The sequence below is a fragment of the Caulobacter sp. FG121 genome (genome assembly GCF_057809815.1).
On sequence record NZ_JBMDKR010000001.1, the window covers coordinates 419340 to 437702 of the forward strand.

17 protein-coding genes are annotated in these 18363 nt (G+C 69.8%); 9 read left to right on the forward strand and 8 right to left on the reverse strand.

The annotated features are described in order from the left end of the window. The first annotated feature begins 19 nt into the window (after nt 1-19). Together hisC and ACODSL_RS02255 are read left to right on the forward strand one after the other, a co-directional pair. Nucleotides 20-1141, forward strand: coding sequence for a histidinol-phosphate transaminase (gene hisC, locus ACODSL_RS02250; protein WP_488899000.1), 1122 nt, complete (start codon nt 20-22; stop codon nt 1139-1141). Further along, the gene (locus tag ACODSL_RS02255) at nt 1141-2073 is read left to right on the forward strand and encodes a prephenate/arogenate dehydrogenase family protein (protein WP_488899001.1); all 933 of its coding nucleotides are present in this window, start codon (nt 1141-1143) and stop codon (nt 2071-2073) included. Before hisC ends, ACODSL_RS02255 begins: the two co-directional genes overlap by 1 nt. On the opposite strand, the gene ACODSL_RS02260 is transcribed toward ACODSL_RS02255, so the two are convergent. Further along, entirely contained in the window at nt 2070-2651 is a 582-nt protein-coding gene (locus tag ACODSL_RS02260; protein WP_488899002.1) for an SRPBCC family protein, read from the reverse strand. The two genes, ACODSL_RS02255 and ACODSL_RS02260, sit on opposite strands and share 4 nt — an antisense overlap. Nucleotides 2652-2793: 142 nt before the next feature. Here ACODSL_RS02260 and ACODSL_RS02265 point away from each other — a divergent pair, with 142 nt between their 5' ends. The 3 genes from ACODSL_RS02265 to ACODSL_RS02275 all read left to right on the forward strand — a co-directional run bounded on the left by ACODSL_RS02265 (nt 2794) and on the right by ACODSL_RS02275 (nt 4577). Next, on the forward strand, nt 2794-3204 hold the full coding sequence (locus ACODSL_RS02265) for a nuclear transport factor 2 family protein (RefSeq protein WP_488899003.1): 411 nt from the start codon (nt 2794-2796) through the stop codon (nt 3202-3204). Next, nucleotides 3201-3668, forward strand: a complete 468-nt coding sequence (locus tag ACODSL_RS02270) for a MerR family transcriptional regulator (RefSeq protein ID WP_488899004.1) — start codon at nt 3201-3203, stop codon at nt 3666-3668. Before ACODSL_RS02265 ends, ACODSL_RS02270 begins: the two co-directional genes overlap by 4 nt. A gap of 93 nt (nt 3669-3761) precedes the next feature. Next, on the forward strand, nt 3762-4577 hold the full coding sequence (locus ACODSL_RS02275) for an acyl-CoA thioesterase (protein ID WP_488899005.1): 816 nt from the start codon (nt 3762-3764) through the stop codon (nt 4575-4577). Nucleotides 4578-4581: 4 nt separating this feature from the next. On the opposite strand, the gene ACODSL_RS02280 is transcribed toward ACODSL_RS02275, so the two are convergent. After that, complete coding sequence (locus ACODSL_RS02280) at nt 4582-4839, reverse strand: hypothetical protein (RefSeq protein ID WP_488899006.1); 258 nt, start codon at nt 4837-4839, stop codon at nt 4582-4584. 293 nt (nt 4840-5132) lie between these two features. On the opposite strand from ACODSL_RS02280, the gene ACODSL_RS02285 reads away from it, so the two are divergent. Then, a complete protein-coding gene (locus ACODSL_RS02285; protein ID WP_488899007.1) occupies nt 5133-5417 on the forward strand; it encodes a GIY-YIG nuclease family protein in 285 nt (94 codons plus the stop codon). 142 nt (nt 5418-5559) lie between these two features. On the opposite strand, the gene ACODSL_RS02290 is transcribed toward ACODSL_RS02285, so the two are convergent. Next, nucleotides 5560-8370, reverse strand: coding sequence for an ATP-dependent DNA helicase (locus ACODSL_RS02290; RefSeq protein ID WP_488899008.1), 2811 nt, complete (start codon nt 8368-8370; stop codon nt 5560-5562). 50 nt (nt 8371-8420) lie between these two features. Continuing rightward, nucleotides 8421-9104, reverse strand: a complete 684-nt coding sequence (locus tag ACODSL_RS02295; protein ID WP_488899009.1) for a tetratricopeptide repeat protein — start codon at nt 9102-9104, stop codon at nt 8421-8423. Nucleotides 9105-9223: 119 nt separating this feature from the next. On the opposite strand from ACODSL_RS02295, the gene ACODSL_RS02300 reads away from it, so the two are divergent. From ACODSL_RS02300 to pdeM, 3 genes are read left to right on the forward strand one after another with little or no spacing between them, the layout of a single operon-like run. Next, entirely contained in the window at nt 9224-9889 is a 666-nt protein-coding gene (locus ACODSL_RS02300; RefSeq protein ID WP_488899010.1) for a DUF1345 domain-containing protein, read from the forward strand. A 5-nt stretch (nt 9890-9894) separates the two neighbouring features. Then, nucleotides 9895-12342, forward strand: coding sequence for a ligase-associated DNA damage response DEXH box helicase (locus tag ACODSL_RS02305; RefSeq protein WP_488899011.1), 2448 nt, complete (start codon nt 9895-9897; stop codon nt 12340-12342). Next, on the forward strand, nt 12339-13064 hold the full coding sequence (gene pdeM, locus ACODSL_RS02310) for a ligase-associated DNA damage response endonuclease PdeM (RefSeq protein ID WP_488899012.1): 726 nt from the start codon (nt 12339-12341) through the stop codon (nt 13062-13064). The genes ACODSL_RS02305 and pdeM overlap by 4 nt, the downstream gene beginning before the upstream one ends. 13 nt (nt 13065-13077) lie before the next feature. Here pdeM and ACODSL_RS02315 read toward each other — a convergent pair whose 3' ends face one another. From ACODSL_RS02315 to ACODSL_RS02330, 4 genes are all read right to left on the reverse strand, one after another. Then, nucleotides 13078-13539, reverse strand: a complete 462-nt coding sequence (locus ACODSL_RS02315; RefSeq protein WP_488899013.1) for a DUF3429 domain-containing protein — start codon at nt 13537-13539, stop codon at nt 13078-13080. 5 nt (nt 13540-13544) lie between these two features. Next, nucleotides 13545-14309, reverse strand: a complete 765-nt coding sequence (locus ACODSL_RS02320; RefSeq protein ID WP_488899014.1) for a TIGR02186 family protein — start codon at nt 14307-14309, stop codon at nt 13545-13547. Then, on the reverse strand, nt 14309-15229 hold the full coding sequence (locus ACODSL_RS02325) for a sulfite exporter TauE/SafE family protein (protein ID WP_488899015.1): 921 nt from the start codon (nt 15227-15229) through the stop codon (nt 14309-14311). The genes ACODSL_RS02320 and ACODSL_RS02325 overlap by 1 nt, the downstream gene beginning before the upstream one ends. Before the next feature lie 65 nt (nt 15230-15294). After that, nucleotides 15295-18270 carry a peptidoglycan-binding protein gene (locus ACODSL_RS02330; protein ID WP_488899016.1) on the reverse strand — a complete coding sequence of 992 codons (2976 nt, stop codon included), beginning with the start codon at nt 18268-18270 and terminating at the stop codon, nt 15295-15297. Between the last annotated feature and the right edge of the window lie 93 nt (nt 18271-18363).

An 18363-nucleotide genomic window follows, 5' to 3' on the forward strand; every position in this document is an offset into this window, starting at 1 on the left:
CTTAAACCGGACCTCTGACATGACCGCCCAAGCGACCGACCGTTCCAAAGCCGACCGCCCCACGCCCAAGCCGGGCATCCTCGACATCGTGGCCTACAAGCCCGGCAAGGCGACGGCCGAGGGCATCGCGCACCCGATCAAGCTGTCGGCCAACGAGAACATTCTCGGCTCTTCGCCCAAGGCCCACGCGGCCTACGCCGAGGCCGCCGGCAAGCTGAACCTGTATCCCGACCCCCGCACGACCATCCTGCGCGAAGGCATCGCGGCGGCTTACGCGCTGGAACCCGAACGACTGCTGTTCGGCTGTGGCTCGGACGAGGTGTTCCAGCTGCTCTGCCAGACCTATCTCGAGCCTGGCGACAACATGGTCCAGCCCGAACACGGCTTCGCCGCCTGGGCCATCGGCGCGCGCGCCTGCGGCGCCGAAATCCGCAACGCGCCGGAGAAGGACCTGCACGTCGACGTCGACGCCCTGCTGGCGCAGGTCGACGAGCGCACCCGGCTGGTGTTCGTGGCCAACCCGGCCAACCCGACCGGCACCTGGATCCCGTTCAGCGAGATCCGCCGCCTGCACGAGGCCCTGCCGCCGTCGGTGGTGCTGGTGCTCGACGGCGCCTATGCCGAGTTCCAGACCGGCGAAGGCGAGCGCGAGGACTTCGAGCTGGCGCGCCACGAGCGCAACATCGCCGTCACCCGGACCTTCTCGAAGATCTACGGCCTGGCCGCGCTGCGCGTGGGCTGGGGCTATCTGCCGGCCGAAATGACCGCCGCCATCGACCGCATCCGCCTGCCGTTCAACGTCAACATCCCGGCCCAGCTGGCCGCGGTGGCGGCGCTGGGCGACGAGGCGTTCAAGCAGCGCTCGATCGATCTGGTCGAGACTTGGCGGCCCTGGCTGACGCAGCAACTGTCGGGCCTCGGCCTCGACATCGCGCCGTCGGCGGCCAACTTCGTTCTGGCCGGATTCCCGACGACGCCGGGCAGGACCGCCGTCGAGGCCGAAGCGTTTCTGGCGTCGAAGGGCTATCTGACCCGCGGCGTGAGCAACTACGGCCTGCCCGACCACCTTCGCATCACGATCGGCCTGGAAGAGCACAACCGCGCCGTCGTCGACGCCCTCGCCACGTTCATGGCCCGCTGATGCCCGGCAAGTTGTTCAACCAGCTGACCATCGTCGGCTGCGGCCTGATCGGCTCCTCAATTGTCCGGGCGGCGCGGGCGCATGGCCTCGTCGGCAAGATTGTCGTTGCCGACCCGTCGGAGTTCGTGCGGGCGCGGGTGACCGAGCTGGGTCTGGCCGACCGGGTGACCGGCGACATCGGCGACGGCGTGACGGGGTCGGACCTGGTGATCTTCGCCGTGCCCGTGCTGGCCATGGGCGAGGCCATGGCGGCCGCCGCCGGCCATCTGGCGCCCGGCGCCATCATCAGCGACGTCGGTTCGGTCAAGGGTACGGTCGCCGAGGCGCTGATGGCGCATGCGCCGGACAACGTGTTCGTCATCCCCGGCCATCCGATCGCCGGCACCGAGCACTCCGGCCCGGACGCCGGCTTCGCCGAGCTGTTCGACGGCCGCTGGACCATCCTGACCCCGCTGCCCAGCGAGGCGTCCGGCTATGCCGAGGCCGTCGCGAAGCTGTCGGCCTTCTGGCGCGGTTGCGGCGCCCAGGTCGAGGTGATGGACACGGCGCACCATGACCTGGTGCTGGCCATCACCAGCCACCTGCCCCACCTGATCGCCTACAACATCGTCGGCACGGCCTCGGACCTCGAGGGCGTCACCGAGGGCGAGGTGATGAAGTATTCCGCCGGCGGCTTCCGCGACTTCACCCGCATCGCCGCCAGCGACCCGACCATGTGGCGCGACATCTTCGTGGCCAACAAGGACGCGGTGCTGGAGGTGCTGGGTCGGTTCACCGAGGACCTGCAGGCGCTCAGCCGCGCGATCCGCTGGGGCGAGGCCGACAAGCTGCACGAGCTGTTCACCCGCACGCGCGCCATCCGTCGAGGCGTCATCGCGCTCGGCCAGGAAAGCGCCGAGCCGAACTTCGGCCGGGACAGGGGGAAGCACTAACCGCCGGCCACGATCCGCCGCAGGTTCTCCAGCACCTTTGGCGTGTCCTTGCGCAGACCCGCGCGGATCAGGGCCGGCGGAGCGAAGAGGCGGACGGACAGGTGGTTCTCGTAGGTCACCCGCGTACCCTGGCCGCCATTCAGCGGGATCAGGCCCCACTCGCCGTTCATAGCCTTGAGATCCCCGTCGACGCGGTGAAACCGGATCCGGCGGTACGGTTCATAGTCCGACCGGAACACGTTGCGGATCGTCGGGATCAGCGCCCCGCCCTGGGTGACGTGCTCCCGGATGTCCCAGCCGGTTCCCCGCGACAGGATCCGGCAGCTGGCGACGTTGGCGACCATGGCCCGCGCGTTGCGGCAGTCGATCATCGCCGCCCAGACCTTTTCCGGTGGAGCGGGAATGTCGATCGCCGCGCGGATCAGGGCCGCGTCGCCGGCAGGGTCGACGGTGACGGACACCCACGGCTTGCCGGCGAGAAGGATCGCGGTCGCCTCGCTCGTGGGAGCCCAGGCCAGCGCGGCGGGCGGGGCGAGCAGCAGGGCGGCCACAAGCGGCAGGAGCACGCGGTTCATCATCAGACCTCCGGTATTCCCCCGTCAGGTCCAGCTAGGGCGGTCGGGCGCGAGGTCCAGTCGGGGTGTTGGCGAAGACCTCTTGACCTAGAGTCCCCTCTAGGCGGTTTCTTCCGTGACTGGTTCAGTTCAGGAGACCAGTCCCATGTCCCATACAGAAGAAAACCGCGCCATCGTCTCGGCGGTGATGGACGCGCTCGCCCTCGGCGACAGTCAGCCCTTTTTCGAGGCGTTCGCCGACGATGTTGTCTGGCGGCCCATGACCGACGGCGTCTGGAGCCAGGTCCATCACGGCAAGAGGGCCGCCCGCGACAACCTTTTCCGGCCGCTGCGCGAACAGTACGCAACGACCTACACCAACACCGCCAGCCGCATCCTGGCTGATGGCGACGTGGTCGTTGTCGAGGCCCGTGGCGCGGTGACGCTGAAATCCGGCAAGGCCTACAACAACCAGTACTGCTTCGTGATCACGATGAAGGACGGCAAGATGACCGAGGTGAGGGAGTATCTCGACAGCGCTCTCTCCGAAGCCGTCCTGGAGCCCCTGACGCCATGACCGAACGCTTTCACATCGGCGGCCTGGCCAAGCGCTGCGGCCGCAGCGTCCACACCATCCGCTGGTATGAAAGCCAGGGGCTGATCCCGAACGTCGATCGCGATGGCGGCGGTCGGCGTGTCTACGAACACGGCCACGTCGAGCACCTGCTGTTCCTCGAGCGGCTCCGTCGGGCGGGGATGACCGTGGCCGAGATGCGCCGGCTGACCGACCTGTCGGTGGCCGGCTGGCGCACGCTCGGCGATCGACGCGCGCTGCTGCTGCAACATCGCGCCCAGGTCGAGGAGCGGATCGCCGACCTGCGATCGGCGCTGGTGCTGATCGACGAGAAGGTCGGGTACTACGACGAGTGGGAACGCCGGAAGTCCCGTCCGCCCTCTCTGGACCAGGCATCGGAGCGCCGCTCTACCGCCGCGCCGACCTTGTCGGCCGCGCGGCGTGCAAGACCGATGACTTCCAGATAGTCGCCTCTGAGCGGGTCTTTTTTGAAAACCCGTCTTGCCCGGAGCGGCGGCGCTGATAGGGATGGTTGCCTCGCCCGCAGGATCCGACCGCCCATGACCGCCCTCCATCCGCTCGACGAAGCCACCACCCTGACGTCCACGGGCGAGCGGAGCGCGACGGGACGCACCCATCCGGCCTACGCCAACATGGCCGGGCCGTTCGGCGGGACCACGGCGGCGACGTTGTTGCGGGCGGTGCTTGAGGATCCGGCCTGTCTCGGCGACCCGATCGCGCTCACGGTGACCTTCTGCGGCGCCATCGCCGACGGCGAATTCGAGGTCAGCTGGATAGAAAAGCGCACCGGCCGGACCGTGCAGCACTGGACAGTCGATCTGGTCCAGAACGGCAAGGTCGCCGCCACCGCCTCGGTGGTCTGCGGACGGCGGACCGAGACCTGGACCCACCGGCCGGCGGTGATGCCGGGCGCCCCGCCGGCTTCCGAGGCCGAACCCCTGTTCATGGGCGGGCGCAACGGCTGGACCCAGCGCTACGCCTTCCGCTTCATCGAGGGTTCGCCGCAGTTCGGAGAGCCGCCCGCGGACGGCCCACGCAGCGCCCTGACCCGCTGCTGGCTGAGCGACCTGCCCGAACGGACTCTGGATTTCCTGTCGCTGGCGGCCCTCAGCGACGCCTTCATCGTGCGGATCATCCAGGTGCGCGGAAAGCTGGGGCCGATGGGCACCATCACCCTGACGACCTATTTCCACACCGACGGCGAGGCCCTGACCGCCAACGGCGCGCGGCCGGTGCTGGGCGTGGCCGACGCCAACGTGTTCCATCGCGGGTTCGCCGACCAGGAAGCCCGGCTGTGGCGCGATGACGGCCTGCTGCTGGCGACCAGCGTGCAGGCGTCGTTCTTCAGGGACTAGGGGTTCAGCCGCGCCGTTCGGCCAGCGCCGCCAGCACCATGTGCGGGGCGCGGTCGATGACACGGAGATAGGCTTCCAGCACCGGGTCGGGTTCGACCTCGCCGCGCTCGATCCAGCCGAGGCGCTCGGGGTCGATGCCGAAGGTCACCGCGAAGGCCTGCTGCGACAGCCCGACATGCCAGCGGACTTTTCGGGCGAGGGTCGCGGCCGGGGTCTGGCGGGGCAGGAATGACCGGGGTTCCCCGGGGATATCGCTGATCACTGGACGCCTCCGCTACGCTACTCAAGCCCCGCCGCAACGCCTGTAGGCCGGCAGCGTTGCAGGAATAAGACGGTGGGGAGTCAGGACGAGGGTGACTTGTGGGTATCGGCTTTCACTCCTCCGCCCCCCGCCCCTTTCTCCCCGCTCATCCTCGCGGAAGCGAGGACCCAGGTTTACTGCCGGTGCACGCACCTCGAGGGATGTCTGGCTCCCCGAGCCGGGAATTTCCCTAGATTGACAACTACCTAAACACCCTTTATGATTGTTTTTTCGGCAAGCTCCCTCCGAACCCCATGGCCTTCTATGTCTACATTCTCGCAAGCCGGCGAAACGGGACGCTCTATATCGGTTCGACCGACAGCCTCGTGCGCCGGGTCGGCGAGCATCGCGAAGGCCTGATACCGGGGTTCACCTGCCGCTACGGCGTGAAGAGGCTGGTCTGGTACGAGGCCTTCGACACCCACGACGACGCCTTCCGCCGCGAGCGACAGATGAAGGTCTGGCGCCGGGCCTGGAAGATCGAACTGATCGAGAAGACCAATCCCGGATGGCGGGACCTGTATCCGGAGATCTGCTGAGCCTCCCCTCGCTCATCCTCGCGGATGAGGGGCCCAAGGCTTTTCGATGCAGCGGCTCATCGTGGTGATGGGCGAACAGCGGCTGCCGTGCGTGCACCGGCCGCAAACCTGGGTCCTCGCTTCCGCGAGGATGAGCGGAGTTTCAATTGGGATCTTGCGGTGCCTTCAAAAATTCCGCTGTCGCTTCAATCGCTTCGACCAGACCCATGCGCTGCAGTTCCACCCCCTCCGGCAAGCTGCTGAACAGTCGCGTCGGCGCCGCCGCGTCGAGCATGACAAACACGCCCTTGTCGTCAGCTCTCCGGATCAGGCGGCCGAAGGCCTGGGCGATGCGGGCGCGGGCCAGGCCGTCGTCGTAGCCCTTGCCACCGAAGCGCAGGCGGCGGGCCTTGTGCAGGATGTCGGGCCGGGGCCAGGGCACGCGGTCGAAGACCAGCAGGCGCAGGGAGCGGCCGGGGACGTCGATGCCGTCCCGGACGGCGTCGGTGCCGAGCAGGCAGGCGTTTTCCTCGGCGCGGAAGATGTCGACCAGGGCGCCGGCCTCCAGCGGGTCAACGTGCTGGGCGTAGAGGGCCAGACCCTTGTCGGCCAGCGGCGCGGCGATGCGCTCGTGCACGGCCTTCAGCCGGCGGATGGCGGTGAACAGGCCAAGGCCCCCGCCCCCCGCGGCGAGGAACAGTTCGCGCATGGCGGCCGAGACCTGGCGCGGGTCGTCCTTGCCGACATCGGTGACGACGAAGGCCCGGCTGTTGGCTGCGTAGTCGAACGGCGAGGCCAGCCGCAGGGTCTGGGGCCGTTCGGGCAGGCGGGCGGCGCCGGTGCGCATTTCGGCGAGCGCGAAGGGGTCGGCGAGCGTGCTGTCGGCCAGGGTGGCGCTGGTCACGAGGATGCCGTGCGCCGGGGCGATGACGGCGGCGGTCAGCGGCTCGGTCGGGTCGACCCAGTGGCGGCGGCAGGCGGCGTCGACCACCCGGCCATAGAGGAAGGTGGCGTCGAACCAGTCGACGAAGTCGGGGTCGTCCTCGGCGTCCTCCTCGATGGCCTTGAGCATCGAGCGCCAGGCCGGGAGGGTCATGCGGGCGCGGCGGTCGAGGCCGCGCAGGGCCCCTTCAATGCGGGCGCGGTCGCTGGTCGGCAGCTCGTCGGCGTCCTGGTCGAGCACGTCTTCGAGGTGGCGGGCGAGCGCCAGCAGCGGCGCCTCGACGGCGGCCAAAGCCCGCGTCGCGCCGGCGGCGGTCTCACGGACCAGGTCGGTGGCCGGGCGGGCGGCGCATTCCATGCCCTGGTCGCTCTGGCTGGCGCGGGCGCGCATCTGTTCCATGGCGGCCACGAGGAAGGCCTCGACCGGGCCCTGCGGATTGACGCCGCCGTCGGGCGGGGCAATGCGGCCTGACCAGCCTTCGCCCGGGAGGGCGCCGGCGGCGCGAATGGCGTCCTGCAGCGCGTGGCGCGCTTCCTCGCGGTCGCCGACGATCTCCAGCAGCCGCTGCTCCAAGCCGCGCCCGCGCCGGCCGCGTCCCTCGGGCCCGCGGATCCAGCGGCGCATCTCGGCCGCCTCGGCGCCGCTGAGGGCCGTGGAAAAGGCGCTGTCGGCCGCGTCGAACAGGTGGTGACCCTCGTCGAAGACGATGCGGCGCAGGGTGGTGGTCTCGTTGTCGCCCTTCAGGCCGCGCGCCGTGCGAGCGCCGTCGAAGGCCGCCTGGGTCATGACCAGCGCATGGTTGGCGATGACGATGTCGGCCCGCTTGGAGCCGCGCACGGCCTTCTCGATGAAGCAGGAGCGGTAGTGGACGCAGCCGGCGTGGACGCACTCGCCGCGCCGGTCGACCAGGTTGCCGGCGCTGGCCGCGTGGGCGACGCCGACGGCGAACAGGGTCGGCAGCCAGGCCGGGAAGTCGCCGCCGGTCATGTCGCCGTCGCGACTGGCGCGGACCCAGCGGGCAGTGAGGCCGAGCCCGATCAGGTCGCCGTTGCCCAGCTGGGCTGCTTGAACAGCCTCGTGAAAATTGAGCAAACACAGATAGTTCTCACGACCTTTTCGCACGACCGCCTTGCGGGCGCGGACCTCGGGGTCGGGGTAGATGGCCGCGCTCTCGCGTTCGATCTGGCGCTGCAGGGCGCGGGTGTAGGTCGAGACCCAGACGGAGGGGCCGTTGGTCTCGGCCCAGACCGAGGCCGGGGCGAGGTAGCCGAGCGTCTTGCCGACGCCGGTGCCGGCCTCGGCCAGCATCATGCGGGGCTCCCCTTCCCGCTCACGCGGCTGGAAGGCGTAAGCCGTCTCGGCGGCGAACACCTTCTGCAGGGTGCGGACCTCATCGAGGCCGGCCCGCTGCAGCAGGTCCGCGAGGCGCTGTTCGGCGTCCTCCGGGGTGATAGCGCGCGTGCCCGGCTCGCCGACCGGGGCCTGGTCCTCCCATTCGGGGATACGGCTCCAGACCTCCAGGCCCGAGCCGCGATGGGGGCGATTGATCGGCCCGCCGGCGCGCAGGGCGGCGATGCAGGCCGGACCCCAGGCCCAGCCGGCGCGCTCCAGCGTCTCGGCCAGGGCCAGGGCTTCCTCGCGCGACGGCCAGGGCTGGGCGCCGAGTTCGGCCAGCAACAGGGCGCAGGTCTGACGCAGGGAGACCGCCTGGGCGGCGGCGCCCTTGGGCTCTTCCAGACCCAGCGCCTGCGCCAGTCCCGCGGCCGAGGGGGCGGTGAACTTCGCCGGGCGGACGAAGGCGAACAGCTCCAGAGCATCGAAGATCGACCGGGATCGGGCCGGGGCGTGCAGGCCGAGGCGCCGGGCCGTCATGCCGGCATGAGCGAGCAGCACCGGCCCGTGCTCCAGCAGCTCCCGCGCATAGGGCGGCCGCAGATCCTTCGCCCCGACCGCGTCCGCCACGGCCGCCCGCGCGCCCGGCAGCACGACCAGGGCGGGAGCGAGTTCCAGGACGGGAGTCGGCGCGTTCACCCGCCCGGTCTAGCGGGCTTTGAACAAAAACGGAACGGTCCGGTTCGAGTTCAGGTCGCGGTCAGCGAGGTCGCATCCCTCGGCGGGGCGATCGGCAGCTGACCGTCGTCGACGCGGTCGAGGCCGGCCTCGGCCTGGGCGCGTTCGCCGGCGTCGTCGGAGGCCGTCGCGCGGCGATACCAGCGGGCGGCTTCGGCGTAGTCGAGCTTCACGCCCTCGGCGCGCTCGTACATGTTGGCCAGATAGAGGGCCGCCGTGGGATCACCGCCCTCGGCCGCGCGGCGGTACCATCGGACCGCCTCCGCGTCGTCGCTTGGGATGCCCTCGCCGTTGTCGTAGGCGACGCCGACATTGAGCATGGCGATGACGTCGCCCTTGTCCGCGGCCTTGCGGAACCAGGCCAGGGCGGCGACGTAGTTCTGGGCCACGCCGAGACCCCGGGAATAGGCGCAGCCGACCTCGTTCATCGCCTCGGCGTTGCCGCGCACGGCCGACTTGCGGAACCAGGCGAAGGCCTTCTCGAGGTCTTTCGCCGCACCGTCGCCATCGCGATAGACCATGGCCAGATCGTACATCGCCTGGGCGTCGCCCCGCGCGGCGGCGCGCTGCAGACGGACGACATCGCCCGGCGTGACCGCTTCGGCCGTGCGGTCATCGAGCCGCTCGCCCGCCAGCGCCGGCGTCGCGCCGGACACCACCGCCACAGCCGCGAGAATGATCCAGAAACCGCGCATCAAGACCCCCTCAAGCCCCTCGCCATTCGAACGCGAGGATTACGGGCGCGTCAAGCGGTGTCACTGAAACAGACCGGGAACATTGACGCGAGGCCGCCGGAGTGATGGGTTGCGGGACAATGACGTCCCCCGCCCCGATCCGACCCTCGATGCTGGCCGCGCACTGGCGCCCGGTCGCCGCCCTCGCTGTCGCGGTGACCGCGGGATTCGCCGCGACGACGGTCCCGCTGCTGCAGGTCCACCCCGTCCTGGTGGGCTGGGATGCCGGGGCGCTGCTGTACCTGATCCTGCTGTGGCGGCTGTTCCTGACGGCGAGCGAGAAGGACATCCGCGACCGCGCGGGGCGGCAGGATGACGGCGGAGGCGTGGTCCTGTTGGTCGTCGGCGCGGCGATCATCGCCAGCCTGGGCGGCATCGTCATGGCGCTGCTTCACCCGGACAAGGACCACAAGGCGCTGACGCCGGTCATCGTCGGGGTGACCCTGGCCGTCGGCTGGCTGCTGATGCACTCGGTGTTCGTGCCGCACTACGCCCACCGGCATTTCGCGATCACCGGCGAGAGCCAGAATGCCGGCATCGGCTTCCCGGGCGAGCCGCCGACCAGCTACCTCGACTTCGCCTATGTCGCCTTCACCATCGGCGCGACCTTCCAGGTGTCGGACAACACCATCGGCAGCACGAAGCTGCGCAACCTGGTCACCGCCCACGGCATGGCGGCCTACCTCTACAACACCGCCATTCTCGCCGTCGGCATCAGCCTGCTCGCAAACGCGGTCAGTGGCTGAACCCCATGGACGGCGTCGCCTCCCCGCCGTTGCCGCCGCGCTTCGCCGACTGGTTCGCCAGCCGCGGCTGGGCCGCGCGCGAGCATCAGCTGGCGATGGTCGAGAAGGGCCGGCAGGGCCGCGACGCCCTGCTGATCGCCCCGACCGGCGGCGGCAAGACGCTTGCCGGCTTTCTGCCGAGCCTGATCGAGCTGGCTGAACGGCCGCCGCCCAATGGTCCGCGCGGCATCCACACCCTGTACCTGTCGCCGCTGAAGGCGCTGGCCGTCGATGTCGAGCGCAACCTGCTGGCGCCCATCAGCGAGATGGGCCTGAACATCGTCGCCGAGTCCCGCACCGGTGACACCGGCGTGTCGCGAAAGCAGCGCCAGAAGCTGAAGCCGCCGGACATGCTGCTGACGACGCCCGAGCAACTGGCGCTGCTGCTGGCCTGGGAGGGCGCGCAGGGGCTGTTCGAGGACCTCAGCTGCGTGATCATCGACGAGATCCACACGCTGTGGCCGTCGAAGCGCGGCGATCTGCTGGCTCTCGGCCTGAGCCGGCTGCAGACGATCGCGCCGAAGATGCGGCGGGTCGGGCTGTCAGCCACGGTGGATGATCCGGACCTGATCCGGGACTGGCTCGGCCGGAACACCGACAGCGTCGATCTCGTGCGGGGGCCACCGGGCCCCTCTCCCGTCGTCGACGTGCTGATCTCTGGCGGGCGGGTGCCGTGGGCCGGGCATACGGCGCAGCACGCGATGGGCGACGTCTACGAGATCATCAAGCGGCACCGCACCACGCTGATCTTCGTCAACACCCGCTTCCAGGCCGAGTTCGCGTTCCAGGAGCTGTGGAAGATCAACGACGACAGCCTGCCGATCGCCCTGCACCACGGCAGTCTGGCGGCCGAGCAGCGGCGCAAGGTCGAGGCGGCCATGGCGCGGGGCGAGCTGAAGGCCGTGGTCTGCACCTCGACGCTCGATCTGGGCATCGACTGGGGCGACGTCGACCTGGTCATCCAGCTCGCCGCGCCCAAGGGCGCCGCGCGGATGGTCCAGCGCATCGGCCGGGCCAACCACCGACTGGACGAGCCGTCGAAGGCGCTGTTCGTGCCTGCCAACCGGTTTGAGGTGCTGGAGTGCCAGGCGGCCATCGAGGCGATCGCCGAGAACTCGCTGGACGGCGACCCGCCGCGAACCGGCGCGCTGGACGTGCTGGCCCAGCACGTCATGAGCTGCGCCTGCGCCGGACCGTTCGACCTGTTGGCGCTGTACGACGAGGTGCGCGGGGCCGGGCCCTATCGCGACCTCAGCTGGGAGGATTTCGAGAGCGTCATCGAGTTCGTCTCGACCGGCGGCTACGCCCTGAAGACCTATGACCGCTTCCGCCGGATCGTGAAGACCCGCGACGGGCTGTGGGTCGCGCGAGACGCCGACACCATCCGCAGGCACCGGATGAACATCGGCGCGATCATCGCACCGGCCATGCTCAGCGTACGGATGGCGGCGCGCGGCGGGCGGCCCGGCCGCAAGCTGGGCGAGATGGAGGAAGGCTTCCTCGAGATGCTGTCGCCGGGCGACACCTTCATCTTCGGCGGCCAGGTCTGGCGGCTGCAGGCGGTGACCGGCGTCGACGTGCTGGTGACGCCGGCGCCGCATGTCGATCCCAAGATGCCCAGCTGGGGCAGCAGCAAGTTCGCCATCTCGACCTTCCTGGCCGGCAAGGTCAGGCGGATGATGTCGAACGACGCCGAATGGCACGTATTTCCGGACGAGGTGCGGGAATGGCTGGAGGCCCAGCGCCTGCACTCGGCCTTGCCCCGGCCCGACCAGATGCTGGTCGAGACCTTTCCGGAAGGAAAGCGTCACTTCCTGACCTGCTATCCGTTCGATGGTCGCCACGCGCACACGACTCTCGCCATGCTGCTCACGCGCCGGCTGGACCGGCTAGGCATCGGGCCGCTGGGTTTCGTCTGCAATGACTATTCGATGGCCATCTGGTCGCTGCGGCCCATGGACGGGCTCGATCTCGACGCCCTGTTCGAGGAGGACATGCTGGGCGACGATCTCGAGGCCTGGCTGGACGAGAGCTTCATGATGAAGCGCGCGTTCAAGGGCTGCGCCCTGATCTCCGGCCTGATCGAGCGGAGGATGCCGGGGGCCGAGAAGTCCGGGCGGCAGGTGACCTTCTCGACCGACCTGATCTACGACGTGCTGCGCCGGCACCAGCCCGACCATCTGCTGCTGCGCTGCGCGCGGTCGGATGCGGCGACCAACCTGGTCGAGATCGGCCGGGTCAGCCAGATGCTGGCGCGGATCAAGGGTCATATCCGGCATGTGAAGCTCGAGCATGTCTCGCCGTTCGCTGTGCCGATGTTCATGGAACTGGGCCGCGAACGCGCGCCGGGCGGCGCCAGCGAGATGATGCTGGCCGAAGCGGCCGAGGCCCTGATCGCCGAGGCCATGGGATGAACGCCCCCGTCGCCTTCCCGCCGATGTTCCACGCCTCGCCCTGCGGCGGGCTGGCGATCGCGATCAACGGCGAGGCTGCGGTGTTGCGCGCCACCGGCGCGCTGTGGCTGCCGGATCATCGGGCGCTGATCGTCGCGGACCTGCATTTCGAGAAGGGCTCGGCCTACGCCCGGCGCGGCCAGCTGCTGCCACCCTACGACACGCGCGAGACGCTCGACCGGCTGGAGCGCGAGGTCGCGGCCACAGCGCCTGATCTGCTGATCTTCCTCGGCGACAGCTTCCACGACGGGTCGGCCGAGGATCGGCTGGACCGTGTTGACGCCGTACGTCTGGCGGCGCTGGCCGATGCGCGGCGGTTAATCTGGATTGTCGGCAACCATGATGCCGACGGCCCGCGCGCCCTGCCGGGCGAGATCGTCGACGAGATGGATCTGGGGGGTCTTCGCCTGCGGCACGAGCCTCGGGCAGGCTGCCAGCCGGGCGAGGCGTCCGGACATCTTCATCCCGCCGCGAAGGTCGCCGGGCGCGGCGGACGCGTGCGGCGGCGCTGTTTCCTGACCGACGGGACCCGGGTCATCCTGCCGGCCTTCGGAGCCTATGCCGGCGGACTGAACGTGAAGGATGAGGCCTTCGCCGGGATGTTTGCGAGCCGGCCGCTCGCCGCGGCGTTGGGGGCGGGCAAGGTGCACGCGATCGGCTGGGCGTCGCTGGTCGGGGATTGACCCCGCCGGGGCTCTACATGCTCATCGCCTGTTCCAGCGCAAACGCCAGGGCGATGGCGGCGCCGGCGGTGATCAGGGTGCGATAGCGCGGTCGCCAGGCGGGGCCCTCGATGTCGCGGACATCCCAGACCCAGACCAGCAGGAAGGCGATGAGGAAGCCCGACACCTCCCAGACCGCGTCGAAGCGGTGGGCCAGGGCGCCGTACAGCAGGCCGAACCCCGCGATCGGCGTCAGCAGCGACAGCGACATGCTCCACCAGCGCGGCGGGTGATCGCTGGCCAGCTCCAGGCCGGCGCGGATGCCGCCGAGGTAGGCCAGCATGGCTGTCGACCAGGTTCCGAGCGCCAGCAGCGCCAGGGCGCCGAAGCGGTGAGGGCCGTAACAGTAGATGGCCGAAGTGACATAGAACGGCGTCAGGCTGATGATCCCGAGCGTCCACGCCGACGCGGGCACCCGCGCGCTCGCCTGCCTCATCCCCGTCAACTCCTGCGAAACGCCCGCGAGGCCGCCCAGCCGGCGCCCAGGGCAATGAGCGCCGAAACAATGCCATACGACCACGGATGCAGGTGCGCGAAAAGGTAAAGCGCCCTCTCAAGCCCGACCTTTTCCACCTTGAGCGGCAAGGTGCGGTCGGAGACGGGGTGTCCCCCCTGAAACAGGATCACGCGCGCCGTGTACTGACCAATCGGCGCCTCGGCGGGCAGAACGACCTGGGCGAGGAACAGTCCACGGTCGACGAAGGTGACGCCGTCGGCGTCAGCGCTGTAGAGGCCCGCCGTCTGCTTCAATCGCACCACCGCGGCGCGCCAGGCGTAGTAGTCGGGGCCGAGGGTGTTCACGACCATGTCGCGGACGCCGTAGCGGGTCTCGATGCGCCGCTCGGCCGGGGCCGCGATGGCCAGGTGATCGAGGCCGAGGCCCAGCTTTCGCAGTTGCCCAAACCGGGCGATGTCGCCCAGAGGCCGGGTCGAGGCCGCCCGGTAGAAGCCCGGCGCGCCCTCGAACACGACAGGCCGGCTGTTGAGCCAGACGCCGGCGACGCGGACCTTGCGGGCGATACGCACCGGCTGGACCGGGCCCTTGACCACAACCACGACGTCGCTGGGCCGTCCGCCCGGATTGAAGACCGCGCCGTAAACCGAGATCCTCGCCCCCCGGAACCCCGATGTGACGCGCACATCCGTCTCGGTCAGCGTCGCCGAGATCGTTGCGGATAGAACAGGCGGCGGCGCGGCGACGGGCATCATCCGACCCCCGCCACCAGCACGAACGGGTCGGCGGGCTGAATGAACAGGCCAAGGCCCATGCGCAAGCCGACCAGCAGCACGACCAGGGCCAGCAGGGCGCGCAGCTCTTCGGCCCGGAATCGCGCGGAGGCCCTGGCGCCAAGCTGGGCGCCCAGCACCCCGCCGATCAGCAGCAAGGTCGCCAGCACCACATCGACGGTCTGGTTGCGTCCGGCCTGCAGCACGCTGGTCAGCACCGTGGTGATGACGATCTGGAACAGACTGGTGCCGACCACGACATTGGCCGGCATGCGCAGCAGATAGACCATCGCCGGGACGAGGACGAAGCCGCCGCCGACGCCCATGATCGCCGACAGGATGCCGACGAACAGGCCCAGCACGATCGGCGGGATCACGCTGATGTACAGGCGGGACTTGGGGAACCGTATCTTCCACGGCAGGGCGTACAGCAGGATCGGGCGGCGGTCGCGGCGTGGCGGCGGCGGCTCGCCCCGGCGGCTGCGCAGGACCGCGCCGAGCGACTCCCATAGCATCAAGGCCCCGATCACGCCCAGGAACACCAGATAGGACACCGCCACGACGAGGTCCGCCTGTCCGAGCAGGCGCAAAACCCGGAACACCTCGACGCCAATGAAGGCGCCGGCGACGCCGCCCGCGGCCAGAACGCCGCCCATGCGGAAATCGACCATCCGCCGGCGGCTGTAGGCGGTGACGCTCGAGAAGGATGAAGCGGCGACATGGTTGGCCAGGCTGGCCACGGCCACCGCCGGCGGGATGCCCATGAACACCAGAACGGGCGTCATCAGGAACCCGCCGCCGATGCCGAACAGGCCCGAGATGAAGCCGACCAGCGCCCCAAGCGCGATCAGCAGTGGCGCGTTGACCGACATCTCGGCGATGGGAAGGTAGAGGTCCACGGCCTAACTATGCCCCTCCCGGGGCGCCATGCGACCGGAAAAACCGCCGGCGCGAACGCCGCGCATTATCGGGCGTAGGTCGACAGCTTCTGCATCGTCGCGGCGTCGAGCGTACCCGTCGGGGGGATGCCCTGCTCACGCTGGAAGGCGGCGATGGCGCCCTTCAGCCCCTGCGACGGCACGCCATCCTGCGGACCGCGATAGAAGCCAAGGGTCGAAAGCGCCCGCTGGGCGGCGGTCACGTCGCTTGACGTCCCGCCGACAGCGGCCTGGACCGCCGCGCTGGCCGGCGTCGCCGTCGGGCTTGCCGCGCGGAACCCCTGGGCCGACCGCTCGGCCGCGGCGATCGCCGGCGGCGACAGGTCCTTGGCGACGCGCGCGGCGCTGGACCGGGCCTCGGAGTCTCCGGCCCGTGCGGCGATCAGATACCACTTGTAGGCTTCCGCAGCGTTCTGGGAGACGCCGTAGCCTTCCTCGTAGAGGCGGCCGAGATTGTACTGGCTGTCCGACAGGCCGAGGTCAGCGGCCTTCCGGAACCACTGGGCGGCCGTGGTGGTGTTCTTGGTCCCGCCCTGGCCTTCGAAGAAATAGAGGCCGAGGTTGTGCATGGCCTTGCGATCGCCGCCCAGGGCGGCCCGTTCGGTCCAGCGGCGCGCCTCGACCGGATCCTTGCGGAGGCCGGCCTCGCCGTTTTCGTACAGCTTGGCGAGGTAGAACTGGGCCTGGGCGTAGCCGAGATTGGCAGCGCGCTTGAGGGTCGCCACGCCGGTCAGGTCACGCGCGTCGATCCGGCGAATGGCGTCGGCATAGAGGGAGGCCGGGCTTTCGACCGGCGTGGTCACCGGCGTGGAGGTCGGGGCGCCCGCCAGCGCGGGGGCGTCCGTGGTCGAGGGGCCAACGCCCTGCGGGGAGACGGCAACCGCCACGCGCGGCGTGGACGGCAAGACGGGAGTCGTATCGGCCTCGGCCGTCTTGATCTCCCCCTGTTCGTCCGCGCGACGGATCTGCAGCGCCTCGGCGACGCGGCCGGCGACAGAGCCCTCGCCGTGACCGCCGAACTTGATCACGCCATAGGCGGCCATGGTCGACAGGGTCGCGGCGCCGGCGGCCAGCACGAGGGCCGACTGCAGCGACGAACCGGCGCGGCGCTTCGGCTTGCCGGCGCCGAACAGGCCGCGCTTCTCGGTCGCGACAGGCCGGGCTTCTGGCGAATTGGCCAGCCGCGCGGCGTTACGGGCCTGTTCAAGCACTTCGCGCGTCGTCCGCGGCCGGGCGGGTTCATCGGCGTCAAACGGCGACACCTCCGGCGACTCCGGGAACACCGGCGCCTCCGGAATCTCGACGTCTTCGGAGATCGGCGCGAAGCCGTCGGCTGCTTCGTAGTCCTCCTCGGAGAAGGCGGGCGGGCCGCGTTCGGCGACCGGGAAGGGTTCGGGCTCCGTGAGCGGCGGGGCGGCGTCTGGACGCGTCAGGGCCTGGGGCGCGAACGCCTCTTCCGGAATGGTCCGCCCCGGCGCTTCGAAGGGATCGGCGGTGAAAGGGTCGCCGAACGGCTCGCGCGGAATCTCGACGCGGCGCTGAAGCGGCGTCGGGGTGGCGATCGGCGCCACCGGGCCCTGGGCGACCTGTTCCGCCAGACGCCGGTGCGAGGCGTTCAGGCTCTGGTCGATCTTCTCGCGCGCCTCGTCCAGCAGGCGGGCGGTGCGTTCCTCGCTCTGGCGGATGCGCTCGGCCAGATCGGCCGACGAGCGCTCCTGGCGCTGGTTGATGCGTTCGGTGACACGGGCCACCTGTTCACCGACCTCGTCGATGGCCAAGGCCCCGCGGCGCTCGGAGTTGGCGATCCGCTCGGCCAGACGTTCGGTGATGCGAGCGATCTCGCTGCCGAGCTTTTCCAGCGCCTGGGCCTGAACACCATCGGCGCGGTTGAGCTTCTGTTCGACCACGGTGGCGATGCGGGCCACCTCGCCGCCGATCTGCTCGATCGCGTCGGCGCCATGATTTTCCACGGTCTGGACCCGGCGGCTAAGACTGTCAGCCATATTGACCACCTCACGCCCCATTCGCTCGATGGCCTGGGTCGAGCGGGTCTCCGCGGCCTGGATGTGCGAGGCCATTTCGGAGAGGTTGCGTTCCATGCGGTCAAAACGGCCTTCCGAGGCCGCCCGAAGACCTTCGGCCAGTTCGGTGCGCGTCGCTTCCATCTTTCGGGTCAATTCCGCCGCAAGGGTCTCCAGGCGCGCGCCGCCATTGCCGGCGCCGCTCTCAACCGTCTTCAGCCGGCGATCGAGCGCGACGAACGAAGCGCCGAGATCGCGCAGGGCGTCGGTCGTACGCGACTCGGCTTCATCGACCCGCGCCATGACCACCTCCGCCAGTTGGGTGGTATCCACGGACGAGACGATCGCCGCCGGCGCCGCTTCGACCGAGGCGATGCGCGCCTCGATGGCGGCAAGGGTTTCACGCGTTCGGGATTCACCTTCGTAGACCTGACCGGCGACCTTGCCGAGCATGCCTTCGATGGCGCGCAGGGCCTCCGCCGAACGCGGCCCCGTCGACTCCATCTCGATCCGACGCAGCCGCTCGCCCACGCCGCCGTAGCGGGTGTTCAGCTCATCAAGCGCGCCTTCGAACCGCGCGGCGACGGCGACCTGTTCCCGTTCGGCGCCCTCCAGGCGCGACAGGGCCCCGCGTACGGACTGGTCGATGCCGGTGATGGCGAGGGTCGAGCGTTGTTCGGCAGCCTCGATGCGGGCCGTCAGCCGCTCGATGGCTTCAGCCACCCGACCGACCTCGTCGGCGGGATGGCCGGCGACTTCATAGCGGCGCGGCGCGTCACGGCGCGATCCGCCCACGACAATCGGCTCCGGCTGGGCGTCGAATCCCGGGCCGGGGTGCACGTCGTATTCTTCTGTAATATCAGAGGGCTCGATCGCGTCGCCGTCGACGATCATGCGGTTGAGCCACTCGCCGAGCGTCATGCCGGACCGCCGCGCGAGATCCTTTGCGATCTCCCGCGCCTTGGGATCGATCCCTTTCACGCTCCAAGGCGCCCCCGACGTCATTCGAATCGTGTCTCCGGCACTCATAGAGGACGCTAACCAGCCAGAGATTGTGTGTAAACGCGAGGTTAA